Annotated in this window: 13 protein-coding genes; 2 read left to right on the forward strand and 11 right to left on the reverse strand. The window is 42.0% G+C overall.

Going from position 1 to position 13,461, the window contains the following annotated elements; translation table 11 throughout:
- Positions 1–19 precede the first annotated feature (19 nt).
- Positions 20–280 (forward strand): CGCGG family putative rSAM-modified RiPP protein, encoded by a 261-nt coding sequence (locus tag ACR42H_RS24900; protein WP_436373910.1) that lies wholly within the window; start codon positions 20–22, stop codon positions 278–280.
- A complete protein-coding gene (locus ACR42H_RS24905; protein ID WP_436373912.1) occupies positions 265–540 on the forward strand; it encodes a hypothetical protein in 276 nt (91 codons plus the stop codon). The genes ACR42H_RS24900 and ACR42H_RS24905 overlap by 16 nt, the downstream gene beginning before the upstream one ends.
- A gap of 481 nt (positions 541–1,021) precedes the next feature.
- Here the strand turns inward: ACR42H_RS24905 and ACR42H_RS24910 are convergent, their stop codons facing one another.
- From ACR42H_RS24910 to srlE, 11 genes are all read right to left on the reverse strand, one after another.
- Positions 1,022–3,019 carry a HAMP domain-containing methyl-accepting chemotaxis protein gene (locus ACR42H_RS24910; protein ID WP_436373914.1) on the reverse strand — a complete coding sequence of 666 codons (1,998 nt, stop codon included), beginning with the start codon at positions 3,017–3,019 and terminating at the stop codon, positions 1,022–1,024.
- A 20-nt stretch (positions 3,020–3,039) separates the two neighbouring features.
- Positions 3,040–4,008, reverse strand: coding sequence for a methyl-accepting chemotaxis protein (locus ACR42H_RS24915; RefSeq protein WP_279587083.1), 969 nt, complete (start codon positions 4,006–4,008; stop codon positions 3,040–3,042).
- Positions 4,009–4,196: 188 nt separating this feature from the next.
- Entirely contained in the window at positions 4,197–4,463 is a 267-nt protein-coding gene (locus ACR42H_RS24920) for a phosphocarrier protein HPr (protein ID WP_436373916.1), read from the reverse strand.
- 55 nt (positions 4,464–4,518) lie between these two features.
- The gene (gene lpdA, locus ACR42H_RS24925) at positions 4,519–5,919 is read right to left on the reverse strand and encodes a dihydrolipoyl dehydrogenase (protein WP_436373918.1); all 1,401 of its coding nucleotides are present in this window, start codon (positions 5,917–5,919) and stop codon (positions 4,519–4,521) included.
- A gap of 13 nt (positions 5,920–5,932) precedes the next feature.
- Positions 5,933–7,267: a dihydrolipoamide acetyltransferase family protein gene (locus tag ACR42H_RS24930; RefSeq protein WP_436373920.1), complete on the reverse strand. Its 1,335-nt coding sequence runs from the start codon at positions 7,265–7,267 to the stop codon at positions 5,933–5,935.
- A gap of 16 nt (positions 7,268–7,283) precedes the next feature.
- Positions 7,284–8,282, reverse strand: coding sequence for an alpha-ketoacid dehydrogenase subunit beta (locus ACR42H_RS24935; RefSeq protein ID WP_436373922.1), 999 nt, complete (start codon positions 8,280–8,282; stop codon positions 7,284–7,286).
- Positions 8,283–8,290: 8 nt separating this feature from the next.
- A complete protein-coding gene (locus ACR42H_RS24940) occupies positions 8,291–9,277 on the reverse strand; it encodes a thiamine pyrophosphate-dependent dehydrogenase E1 component subunit alpha (protein ID WP_436373924.1) in 987 nt (328 codons plus the stop codon).
- A 156-nt stretch (positions 9,278–9,433) separates the two neighbouring features.
- On the reverse strand, positions 9,434–9,787 hold the full coding sequence (locus ACR42H_RS24945) for a PTS glucitol/sorbitol transporter subunit IIA (RefSeq protein WP_341081578.1): 354 nt from the start codon (positions 9,785–9,787) through the stop codon (positions 9,434–9,436).
- Positions 9,788–9,824: 37 nt separating this feature from the next.
- Positions 9,825–11,102 carry an NAD(P)H-dependent oxidoreductase gene (locus ACR42H_RS24950; RefSeq protein WP_436373926.1) on the reverse strand — a complete coding sequence of 426 codons (1,278 nt, stop codon included), beginning with the start codon at positions 11,100–11,102 and terminating at the stop codon, positions 9,825–9,827.
- 251 nt (positions 11,103–11,353) lie between these two features.
- Positions 11,354–12,292: a sugar-binding transcriptional regulator gene (locus ACR42H_RS24955; protein WP_436373928.1), complete on the reverse strand. Its 939-nt coding sequence runs from the start codon at positions 12,290–12,292 to the stop codon at positions 11,354–11,356.
- Positions 12,293–12,434: 142 nt separating this feature from the next.
- Entirely contained in the window at positions 12,435–13,448 is a 1,014-nt protein-coding gene (gene srlE, locus ACR42H_RS24960) for a PTS glucitol/sorbitol transporter subunit IIB (RefSeq protein WP_436373930.1), read from the reverse strand.
- Positions 13,449–13,461 lie beyond the last annotated feature (13 nt).

Below are 13,461 nucleotides of genomic sequence, written 5' to 3' on the forward strand. Positions count from 1 at the left end.
GCTGAATTGAGGTGCTAATATGGAAAAGAACTGGTCTATTTCACTTGAGCATGGTAATTACGCTAGTGATTTGGAGCTTCTGATCAACGATGCGATGGCGGCAGTAAGCCAGACAGCTAAAGGATATTATCTCAATATAGTCACACCAGCTGAGTTAGGTAATCCCGATAACTATCTAACTGAAGCGCTGCTCATATACTTCGGAAATAAAGTAGACACTCAATTTATCGATCAATGCGGATGCGGGGGGTATGTTTTGAGGGTATGGAGGAACATGTGAGGGACCTGATGATTTTGTGTGATTATAAGAACAGGCATGTCATTTTGAATTATTATTATGAAGAGGAGCTTATTGATCGGGATGGAATCAGCTTTAATGAGATTTACGTCCACGAGGGGACGATTTATTTTATCAAAAACAGAAAGCGGATCGTAACCATCAACTCGAAGAAGTATCGTAATATATTGATAGGCGAGGATTTTCAAAATTACTATATTATGCGGAGAGATAAGAATCGTCTTGATATCTATTTTCCTTAAACAGAGCAGCGAAAGCGCTGGATACGCTTTTGCAGCTTTTTTTATTTGGGAGGAATATATCTATTTGCAGGAAGCCTGAATCTACTTGCGAGTTCCCAGTTCTTTTTGCAAAATCTAAGATTCTATTTGCAATTTGATAATCCTAGACTGATCCCCGATCTATTGCTGCTCGTCTATTTGCAGGTAGCAGCCTGGTATTTGCATTTTTCCAGTTCTATTTGCAGAATTCTCCGGTTTATTTGCAGAATCCCCGGTTCTATTTGCAAATCAACTAAGCGAGCCGTTTCCCGTTCTTATGCGGTTCATCTATTTGCAGATCCAGCTAACTATTTGTAAATTACCTATTCTATTTGCAGAATTTCCAGCCCTATTTGCAGGGGTAAGTATCTATTTGTATGTTTCCGTGCTCTTTTTGCAGGGTTCACATTCTGAACCCGCGGCCACATAAAAACAGACCCGCCAAACCGGCGGGTCCTTCTATTTAATTCACTTTAAACTTCTTAATAGATTCCAGCAGCTCCTCCGCCATTCCCGAAAGCGAAGCAGCAGATGCCGCAATTTCTTCCATGGACGCCAGCTGCTCTTCTGTAGCAGCGGATACATCCTGGCTTTCGGCAGTGGTGACAGCGGCAATTTCTTCGATTGCGCTTACGAGTTCTACCACCTGGTCAGCACCTTCGGCCATGTCCTTGATGGATGAGGAAACCTCCGCGATCTGGCCCGAAACGGTATCGGCAAATTGCTGGATGTGGCTGAAAGCATTTCCGGCATTGTTAACCAGGTCAATTCCTTTTTCCACTTCAGCTGTTCCTTTTTCCATTGAAGAGATGGCTTTGCTTGTGTCCGTTTGAATCGTTGAGATCAGTTCACGGATGCTTTCCGTCGATTTGGATGATTGTTCTGCCAGCTTGCGGACTTCATCGGCCACCACGGCGAAGCCTCTTCCGTGCTCACCTGCCCTTGCAGCTTCAATAGCTGCGTTTAGCGCGAGCAGATTCGTCTGGTCTGCAATTTCAGAAATGACATTGACAATCTGGCCAATTTCCTCCGAACGCTTACCTAGAGTATGGACAATTGAGCCTAGTTCAGAGACTGTTAGATTAATATTTTTCATCTGGTTTGTTGAAAGGTCGATCGCTTCATTTCCTTTTACAACCACTTCATTTGTTTCATTAGCTGTTTGGGCAACGACATTTGTGTTGAGCATGATTCTCTGAATGCGGCCGGACATCTCTTTTACGACGGAAGTGCTTTCTTTCACCTTTTCCGTCTGCTGCTCAGTAGCTGTCGCTACTTCCTGGATGGAGTTGGCCACCTGCTCTGTTGCCATGTTATTCTGTTCGGAGCTTGCCGTCAGCTGTTCTGATGATGAAGCAAGGTGAACCGCTTTTTCACCTACCTGGTTGATTAATTGCTGAAGCGAGGCGACCATCTTATTGAAGCTGATGCCCAGTTTGCTGATTTCATCGTTATTTTTAACATCAAATTTCTGGGTCAGGTCTCCCTGGCTGACTTTATCTGTTGCTGTAATCAGCTGATTGAGCGGGCGTGTAATCGAACGGACAATAAAATATGAAATAAGTGCACCTATAAGTACGAAAATGGCTATGAATATATTTGTCGATACTAAGATAGGCTCTACGGCTGATGATACTTCTTCCAAATTCATTGTGCCAAGCACCTTCATCCCTGTCAGCCCATTGGTGGTAAAGTGCATTTCTATCTTTTCCCCATCAAGAGTGTATTCTACCTGCCCTTTTTCCTTTTCCAGGACTTCCTGCAGCCAGCTTCCCTCTGCCTGTGTGCCTGGCTTCTCCTGCGGGTGCACTAAAAAGCTTCCCTCCGCACTTAAGATAGCGGGATATCCTTCTTTCCCAATCTTAATGTTATTGGATAGCTCACTTAGAGCAGAGAGACTTAAATCAATCCCGATAACACCAGAGCTGTCGCCGAGCTTTTGGGCTACTGTGATTAGGATATTTCCGCTTACAGCATCAACATATGGCTCTGTGATGAAGGCTTTTCCCTTTGCCTCCATGGCTCCCTGATACCAGGGGCGTGTGGTTGCATCAAAGTCAGCCGGCAAATCTGCACGCGGATAAATGACTAAATCGCCATTTTCAGAGCCTGCATAAATGGCGACTGCCTCCGGATTCAGCTCTTTATATTGACTAAAGGCTTTATTCGTCTCCTCTAATTCTTCCGCAGTATAGAAATCCTTCTTTATCCGTTTTGAAAAATAATTCGTATCTTCCATTTTTGTTTTAATAAAGTCCATGATAAATTGGTCAAGGATTTTTACATTGTCATCCGCACTCATTTCAATCTGGCTTGTTATCTCATCTTGAGCCTTTTGATAGGAAATGTATCCAATTGAAGTGGATGGGATTAATAGAATAATAATAAATGAGAGCAATAATTTCTTTCTAATCGTAAATGAAAACAGTGACCCTTTTTCTTTCTGTTTTTTCTTTTTCATAATTGACCCCTTTTGAAAACTTAGTAATTTACCGCCTTAACCTGCGAGATGGCCCCTTCCAGCTTCTCGTCAACGACCCGCGCATCGTCAATATGCCTCTGGATCAGCTCGTTTACTTGATCAAAAACAGACTTCGTTTCCGAAATCTCATCGGCCACCTCCTGGGAATATCCCTTCTGAGCATTTATCATTTCAATCACTTCACTGACTTCTGTTTCAACCGTGTGGATAAGGCTTGTGATCGAATCAATTTTGCTGGTAGTTTGGCCGCTGAGGGACATGCCATCTTTAATTAATTCGGTGCTCGCCACTGTTGAGTTCAGTGTTGCTTCAATATCGTCCTGAATATTTTTTGTCAGGGAACTGATATTAGCCGTGCTCGTTGCTGTGCTTTCAGCCAGTTTGCGGACCTCATCCGCAACGACAGCAAATCCTTTGCCCTGCTCGCCTGCCCGTGCCGCTTCGATGGATGCATTCAATGCCAATAGATTGGTTTGCTCCGCGATATCTTTAATGACCTGAACAATCATCTCAATTTCCTTTGACCTTTTGCTCAGCGCCTCCATCTTCTGTGAATTCACTTCTAATTGCTCACCCAGCTGCTTAATCAGCTGTTCAGACTTGCTGACGGACCCGCGGCCTTCCTCCGAGCTTTTTACCATCTCTTTTGCAGACTGGATCAGATTCCCCCCTTTATCCGATAGAGAGAGGCTGTTTGTAAAAGTAGCTTCACTATGTCTTTTTACGTTTTCAAAACCGTCTTTAATTTTCAAAACCAAATCTCCCAGCATGTAATGCTGTCCATTGACAATCTCATGCTGGCTTACCGTATTCGTCAAATCTTCATTAAAAGAATGAATCAGTGTCTGATAATATTTTTCCCGGCGCTGAAATTCTTCTTCAGCAGCCTGAATTTTTGATTCCAGTTTCCGCTTTTCTTCCTCCAGCTGCTTCAACTTTCCTTTTCCGAACATCATTGATCTCCCCATCTCATATATACTCCTTTATTATATCGACAGAAAACGTGAAATTTTGTGACCTTTTGCACTCTTTTTTAAATACAATAGTTCTTTATAAATATTTTTAACAAGTAAACAGTACAGTTCCCAGGGAACACAAAAAAGGAACATGTTAAAAACACGTTCCTTTTCAAGGGATTAATAGTAGTTGCTTTTTACTATTCAGCAAGCTTATGCTCACTTAGTAAAGCCGCCAGATTTTTTATCGCTTCTTCCTGGTCAGCGCCTTCTGCTGTTATGGTTATCACTGCACCTTTGGGAACTCCAAGTGACATCACACCCATAATCGATTTTAAATTAACAGCTTTTTCTTTATAGCCCAACTTTATCTCCGAATCATGCTTACTTGCTGCCTGTACCAGGATCGTTGCCGGTCTTGCATGGATACCGGTCTCATCGATAACAGTGAATGTTTTTTCAATCATATTCCGTTTTTCACCCTTTTAGATTATTTAATTATCCAATTACTAATGTCTTATTTTAGGTGAGCACCTTACGAGAACTGTTTAATTTGTTTTTTGCTTTAACTGCAGCCTCATAAAAGGACTCGGACAAGGATGGATGAGGGTGAATCATTTTCGCAGCTTCTTCTATTGTTCCTTCGAGATACATAAAAGCAGAGGCCTCTGCAATTAATTCTGTAACGTGTGACCCGGCCATAACCGCTCCGATAATTTCACCGTATTTTACTTCGTAAATAATCTTCGTAAAACCTTCCGGCTCCCCAGCACTCAAGGCTTTACCAATTCCAGCGAAATCGAACCTTTCTACTCTTACATCCAGCCCTTGCTTGCGCGCTTCATCCTCTGTTAATCCTACTGATGCAATTTCAGGAAGTGTATAAATGCAGCGGGGCATTACTTTGTAGTCAATTTTTTCGTTGCCGCCTGCAGCATTGGCAGCAGCTACCGTACCTTCCGCACTTGCAGCGTGTGCTAATTGCCAGCCGCCAATTATATCACCGACAGCATAGACATTCGGTAAGCTGGTTTCCAATCTGTCATTAACCTTTATAAATGGCCCATTATGTTCAATGATTACTTCTTTAGCTGCTGAAAGATTTGGACGGCGGCCTGTGCAAACCAATAGTGACGCTGCATCAAACGATACTATATTTCCCTTTAAGTCACTGCATTTTACTTGTTTTAAACCGCCGGACTCATTTACACCCTGGACACTGACGCCAGTATGTATTTTGATGCCTTTCTTTTTTAATGACTTTGTCAGAAATTTGGAAGCCTCACTATCTTCAGAAGGCACAATCTGGCTGGCTGCTTCTATAATGGTTACATCTGATTTTAGAGATGCGAAGATTGTTGCAAACTCAACCCCAATTACTCCGCCTCCTATAATAATCACCGATTCGGGTATCTCTTCCAGATCAAAAATCGTGTCACTCGTTTCGAATTGAACTGCTTCCAGTCCCGGAATCTTGGGAACAGCTGGAGTGGAGCCTGTAGCAAGAATAACCTTTTCGGATTTTAGGACTTTCTCCTCTGAATCCATTGTTACTCTAATATTTCCATCTTTTTGGATTAACCCGAAGCCATTATATATATCTATTTTTCCTTGTTTGAGCAGATAGGAGATTCCGCTGCGCAAACGATTAATCACTTCATCTTTTCTTTGTCTCATTTTACTTAGAGATAAGGTTAACGCACCTGAATCGATTCCCCAATCCCTGGCTTTTTCAATTTGTTCAATTATTTCTGAGTGTTTTAAATAGGTCTTAGAGGGGATACAGCCTCTATTTAAACAGGTTCCTCCTAGAAAGTCAGCTTCAATTACCGCCGTCTTTTTCCCTAGCTCCGCTGCATGAAGGGCGGCAACATATCCTCCAGGCCCTCCTCCTATAACAACCACATCATAAATTTTCTCCAAGTGCTCCACCTCCCTACACCAATAATTCAAATGGATTTTCAAGAATGTATTTTAATTCTGTAAGGAAAGCAGCCGCTGGAGCTCCATCCATTGCACGGTGATCAAAGGAGAGACTCAGTGTCATCATCGGGCGTACAGCCAAATTGCCTTCTACTGCCACAGGCCTATCCAGAATTCTGCCAACTCCCAGGATGGCACTCTCTGGCTGATTAATAATCGGCGTAAATACATCCACTGCATACATGCCCAAGTTGCTGATTGTAAAGGTAGAGTCCTTCAGCTGATTCGGATGCAACCTATTTTCACGGGCAAGTTTGCCTGCCTCTTTGGCATCCTCCGTAATTTGTGCCAGTCCTTTTTCATTAACATTCTTAATAACAGGAACCATAAGCCCATCCTCAACAGCCACGGCAAGACCAATGTGAACTTGCTCATGCTGAATGATTTCCTCTCCCTCAATGGAAACATTGACTCCCGGGTGTCTGGAAAGTGCCTTCCCTGCTGCTTTAATAAGAATATCCGTAAAAGATAATCGGAGCCCAGTCTGTTTTTCAATGACAGGCAATAACGAAGTTCTAAGTTCCTTGACCTTCGTCATGTCTGCATCTGTAGTAAGTGTCACATGCGGTGCTGTATTTACACTTTCAGACATCCTCTTAGCTATAACCTTCCTCATTCCTGACATTTGTTTGCGATTCGGCTCTACAGTTGCAGTACTGGAGGCTCTGCTATTTACAGCAGTGGAGATGTCACTTTTCAAAATCTTGCCATTAGCACCGCTTCCTTTAATGTCACCAAGAGGAACTTGTTCTGAAGCAGCCACTTTACGCGCCAGCGGGGTTGCCTTAGGTGAAGAGGATGCCAAATGAGCCAATACATCCTTTTTCTGGATCCTTCCCTTAGGACCGCTTCCCTGGATGAATACTAGCTCTACATCATTCATCCGGGCTTGTTTTCGGGCAGCAGGTGTTGCCCTGACCTTTTCGCATTCATTGTCTGCTGCAGCTTCTAAAGATACCTCTTTTTCCAGAACAGATTCTTCAGCCGGACTTTGGCTTTCCGCTTCTGTATCTCCTGAAATACCTGGAGAATTCTCAGGTACTTTCTCGTCTTTTTCTCCAATGTAACCAATTATTTGGTTAACAGGCACCTGGTCATCTACCTGAAAGTATTTTTTTAGCAAAATTCCCTGGTCATATGCCTCAACTTCAATATTGATTTTATCGGTCATAATTTCAAAAAGCGGTTCACCTATCTCTATTGAGTCGCCTTCTTCCTTAAACCATTGAAGGAGAGTGCCGACTTCCATGGTACTGCTGAGTTTAGGCATAAATATTTCTTTAGCCACCGTATCCCCCTCCTTCTTATATATATTTTACTGTTTCTTTAACTGCTTCAATTATGTCTGGCACCTGTGGTATAGCAGCTTTTTCTAATTTAGGGTTGTACGGAATGGGAACCTCTTTGCCCCCAAGGCGTTTAATGGGAGAATCCAGATAGTCAAAGGCCTCACTCTCAGCAATTACACTGACTATCTCGCCGCCAATGCCTCCGCGCTGCACGGCTTCATGTACAACTATTAATCTGCCGGTCTTTTTTACTGAATTAATAATGGTCTCTTTATCCAGCGGTACTATAGTTCGGGGATCGATTACTTCTGCACTGATGCCCTCTTTTTCGAGTTCTGAAGCGGCTTCAAGCGCCTTATGAACCATTATTGCTGTAGCAACGATGGTCACATCGGTGCCTTCACGTTTAATATCTGCTTTACCCAACTCAATTGAATATGCTTCTTCAGGAACATGAGAAGATGTTTTGTAAAGAAGTTTATGCTCATAAAAAATGACTGGGTTATCATCATCAATGGCGGCTTTTAACAACCCTTTTACATCGTAAGCTGTGGAAGGCTGAACTACCTTTAATCCTGGAATGTGGGCCATCCATGCTTCGAGACTTTGGGAATGCTGGGCAGCCGCTCCCGTTCCGGAGCCAGCAGGGGTTCTTAGAACCATTGGCACTTTTCCTTTTCCGCCAAACATATAGCGGGTTTTAGCAGCTTGATTCACTATTTGATCCATGGCAATTGTAATAAAGTCGGAAAACTGAAGTTCTAATATAGGGCGCATTCCAGTTAAAGCAGAACCAACCGCAGCCCCTGCTATGGCCGCCTCAGAAATCGGTGTATTGCGAACACGCTCAGGCCCGAATTCTTCTATCATCCCGCGGGTGACTCCAAATGCTCCTCCATAAACACCAATGTCTTCGCCAAGGATAAAAACATCATCGTTTTGCCGCATCTCCTGGCTCATTGCCTCACGAACTGCTTCCAAATAAGTAATCTCTCTAACCGCCATTACTTTCATCCTCCTCCTTAGGCATATACATCTTCCAGTAAGCTATCCATTGATGGTTCCGGACTATTTTCTGCAAACTTTACTGCCTCTTCTATGGTCTGATAGGCTTCATCCTGCAGCTGTTTTGCCTCTTCTTCGGTGAAGACTTCTGCATGGATCAGTGTCTCTTTAAAGCGTTTAATGCCATCTTTCGCTCTCCACTCCAGCTCTTCTTCACGGGTGCGGTACTTTTTGGCATCACTCTTGGAATGTCCTTTCCAGCGGTATGTTTTCATTTCAATCAGCGTAGGGCCTGCTCCATCCCTTGCCTTTTCCACAGCTTCATTTACTGTATTCATGATCTCAATCATGTCATTGCCGTCAACGACCTTTCCTGGTATCCCGTAAGCACCTGCGCGGTCTGCAATATTTTCAATTCTAGTCATGTCTTTAACCGGTCCTGACATGCCATATTGATTATTCTCGCAAATAAAGACAACAGGAAGATCCCAGATAGCCGCAAGATTTACAGATTCATGGAAGCTTCCTTCATTTGAAGCTCCATCCCCAAAGAAGCAAAGCACCACATAATTTTCCTTCTTCATTTTCGAGGTTAAAGCTGCTCCTACAGCAAGAGGCAGACCGCCGCCAACAATTCCGTTTGCCCCAAGATTGCCTTTTTCCACATCCGCAATATGCATAGAGCCGCCCTTACCTTTACAATAGCCTGTTTCTCGACCAAAGAGTTCCGCCATCATTTTATTGACGTCTCCTTCTTTCGAGATACAATGCCCGTGTCCCCGATGTGTACTTACAATTTTATCCTTTCTTCCGATCACAGCAATTGAACCTGCAGCAGAGGCTTCCTGGCCAACACATAGATGGGTAGTTCCATGAATCATCCCTTTGGCAAAAAACTGATCTACTTTTTCATCAAAGTATCGAATCATCCACATTTCTTTATACAAATCTTTTAACTTATCTTCCGTAATCATATTAGGCAGTTCTAACTTTTGCACTTTCATTTTTAATCCTCCTTTTACATTTGTTCTTATGTGTTACATTTGTAAAAATCATATAATCTAAACAACAATAAGTCAAGTGTCAACAAAAAAGGGAGAAAGAGAAAATGTTAAATCTTTTCCTCCTTCTCCCTTTAATAAGTTCGTTTATTATTAAAATTAATTGAAAGTAATAACGGTTCCATCCTGAATAGCAGGGAATTTATGCGGAGAGGCAAATACTGCCCCTGGCAATACATCCTCTAATGGCTCTTGAAAATATATTGAAATGTGCCCCAATTCCTTAAAGTTTTTATTGGCGTGGGATCCAAGTGCTGTAATTGTAAAGGATTCATTATCAAACGAAATAGTTCCGCCTGCTTTTAATGGTTCATCTGTTAAACTTTCAACCTCGTGAATTACTGCCATTTCCCTTAGCTCTTTTGGTGCCTGAGGGCCAAATAAAATTACAATCCTGTCTTCTTTGAAGGTTGGCACTAGCACTCCAATTTCTTTTACAACTGTTTTTGTCACCTTATTAACCTCCATTAACCTTACTTTTGTTTTATTTTTATAGTTTGATAACAGGGCTTTTCTCTGGATTTAATGTAAAAAGCTGATCCTGGAGGGATCTTAATTTCCAGACAGTTGTTTCCTTGTCTAACTCAACATCATCCTGTGTTAAGAATTGACCTGTTTTAATATCTTTTTTTGCAATGACTTTTCCGCTGATAAGTCCGATAGGGATATGGCCATTGGTTTTCATATCAGAATGTGTCTCCAGAACTCCTCGTACAGAATATCCGCCAATTCCATCAACGGACTCTCCCGCTTTAATATCCCGTTTTGCTACTGCCACTGTTTCGGATACTGGCGCTCCAAGCGGATGAATAGAAGAGTCATGCTGAAGGACAGCTTTTGCAATTGTGACCGGTGTTTCTAAACTTGCAAGATGATATGGACGGTATAATGTGTAATGCGGCCCGTTTCCTACTTTTAAATAGCGTAATTCTTCATCAACCGGCTCCAGCTCACTTTTAATAATAACGAATACACCTGGCGCAAGACCATCTACATATTCAACAACTCCAAAGTTATTTAAAACACCGCCATTTTCCTTTAGATTCAGCTTATCAGCCACATCTTCAAGTGTTGCAGAAACCCCATGCATTCCGGTCAGATCAGGAATTAACCCTGTGGCATTACTCAGCAGATTCATTTCTGCCATCGTTTTTGTTCCATCCTGGAATGCAGCGAGCATATGAGCACTCATATGTTTTCTTTGAGCCTCTTCTCTGCAGACGTCAGGATTGGAAAGAGGATTTAATTTGTTATTTTTACCTTTTCCGGCCACTAATACTTCTAAGCCCATCGTTTTTGCAAATTCATACAGTTCAAGAGTCGCAGCTGGTTCATCCCCTGCTGAACCGGTGTAAACCAGTCCTGCATTATTAAAAAGCTGATACATTACTGATCCAATAGTAATATCCACTTCTACATTTAGAAGAACAAGGTGTTTTTTAGACCTTAATGCTTCAAGGGAGATATTGGCACCAACTTCAGGAACTCCGGTCGCATCAACAATTACTTCCACGTCTCTTGATTGGATGACTTCCCGATAGTCGCTTGTTACCAAGACCGGATTTCTTTTTTTAGATTTTGAGTTATAGTAATCTGCTGCCTTACGTGCAGCCTCAGTATTTACGTCACACACTCCTGTTACGATCATTCCAGGGATTCTTGAAATTTGTGTAATCATCCCGAATCCCATTTGTCCTGCCCCTATAACCCCCACCCGGATAGGAGCGTTTTCCCGTTCACGTGTCAATAATTGCTGATAAATAGACATTTTCCAGACCTCCAGCCTTTTATATTGTAGCGCTTACATTTTCAACGTGCAGCCATGGTGTAACATGCGTTACCATCGATAACATTTAATTAAAATAATTAACATTTGTGAATTAGATTATCATTTGTTCCTACAATGCAAGTTTAAAGCCTCCATACAAGGTATGTCAAGTAAGAACTTTCAAAAAATTTATTATATTATTAATTCTAGATAAAAGATAAGCTACGCTGAATTAACAGCATAGCTTTGAATTATGTAAGAAGCCCTTTTGCCGTAGCTTCATCAGTTATTAGAACGTCAATCAATTTACCTTCAAGCGAAGCCTTAATAGCTTCAACCTTTTCCAGCCCGGAAGCCACCCCTATTACAAGCGGTATTTGACTCAATTTTTCAAGTTCCAGAGAGATCACTCTATCATTCCATGGATTCTGAACAGGCTTGCCAAATTTGTTAATAAAGTTATAGCATATATCGCCGACTATTTCTGAATTACACGCAATAGACTCATGATCTGGCCCCAGATAGGATTTCACCATTGTTGAATGCTCAGGCTTTCCTCCAATCCCTACGACAGCGATATCAGACTTGGCTGCTAAATCAAATGTACTTTTGATTGATGGCTGTCTCATCAAAATTTCCTTAGCTTCCTTTGTATCCACCATTACAGGAATATGAAGTAGTTTGTAATTAGCCTGAAGTATTGAGCCGACTTTAGCCACAATGGAGTTAGAATGAATATCTACATTCTCGTTTCCGACACCTCCTACTAAAGGCACTACCGTTAATTCAGGGTATATTTGGGGTGAATGAAGCACTTTAGCAACTTCATTCAATGTAGTTCCTGATGAAAAACTTATAATCTGTCCGTCCCTAATGACTCTCTGTAAAAAATCACTTACAGCTTCACCTAACTGCCTTTTTGACGATTCTTGTCCGACACTTTCAATACAAACCACTTCACGAATATTGTATAAAAGCTCAACTCTTCTTTCTAACTGACTGAACTGCTGCAGGCCTTCCTCATGAATGGTTATTTCAACGATCCCCAAATCTCTTGCTTTCGTTAAATACTTTGAAATTAGGGATCTGCTGACACCGATTTTCTGTGCAATTTCTGATTGAGTAGCGCCTTCGTTATAATACATTTGTGCTACCTTTACTAAAATTCTCCGATTATCCAGCGTAATCATATTTCCTCCTCTAATGGAAACTCCTATTCTGATTAGATTTTACTTGAAAACACTTCCAATTAGAATAAAGAAGAGAAAACTATGCATCAAAGGCACAATTACTTGGCTCATTTTTGCATAGTTTCTGAGTCCTTTAACAATTTTAATACATACCGAAGCTCGCAAAATAGGCAATTACAACTGATAATACCCCTGTTATCAATCTGCTGTAAAGAACAGCAGGCACCCCGTATCTTACCGTTTCCGGCTTGGCTTCTCCAAGTGACAGGCCAACAGGAATGAAGTCGCAGCCTACTTGCCCATTAATGGCGAATAGTGCTGGCAGAGCATAGGCAGGCGGAATGTTCCCCAATGCAATCTGACTCCCAATTAGAACACCCACTACCTGTGCAATAACTGCTCCAGGTCCCAGGACAGGGGATAAAAATGGGATTGTACATACAATAACAATCACTAGCAGTCCCCAGATTGAGCTTGCTAATGGGGATAGGGAATTCGCAATAACATCACCAATTCCGGTATAGTTTATGATACCGATCAGCATACTGACAAAAGCCATAAAAGGGATAATGTTTTTTATTAGCATATCAACCGTATCACGGCCAGCCTGATAGAATGTCCCTGTGACATTCCCAATCCCTTTAGAAAACCTGAGAAGGAAGTTATCTCCCTTGCCTGCGTGCTCTTTCTTCAGCTGGTCATAATCTTCTTTAAATTTTTCTTTATCTTTCGTATTAAATTTAGGCTCATTTACAGCTTCCTGCGCCCCGGCAACTTCTTCGTAGTCTTCCGCTAATGTAATATCTTTTACTGTCACACCAGATACAAAAATGTCTTCAGTAATATATTTTGAAAGCGGGCCAGATGGAGAAGATGGCAAAACATCAACTGTAGGAATCCGCTTCATAGGGTAAACGCCAATACGGGCAGTTCCTCCGCAGTCAATGACCACACACATCATTTCTTCTTCCGGATAAGACCCATTAAAACCATCGACAGCCTGAGTGCCAGTCAGTTCTGCAATTCTTTTTGCAACAGGGTGGATGCCGCCGCCAGTAATAGAAACAACTTTATTCTTCTTTCCCTTAGGCTGAATATGAAGACCCATGCCCCATCCTCCTGATCCTTTTGCAACAAATATTGTACGCTCACTCATTTGGATACCCCCT

The organism is Cytobacillus sp. BC1816 (assembly GCF_051353635.1).
Lineage (GTDB): Bacteria > Bacillota > Bacilli > Bacillales > Cytobacillaceae > Cytobacillus > Cytobacillus oceanisediminis_C.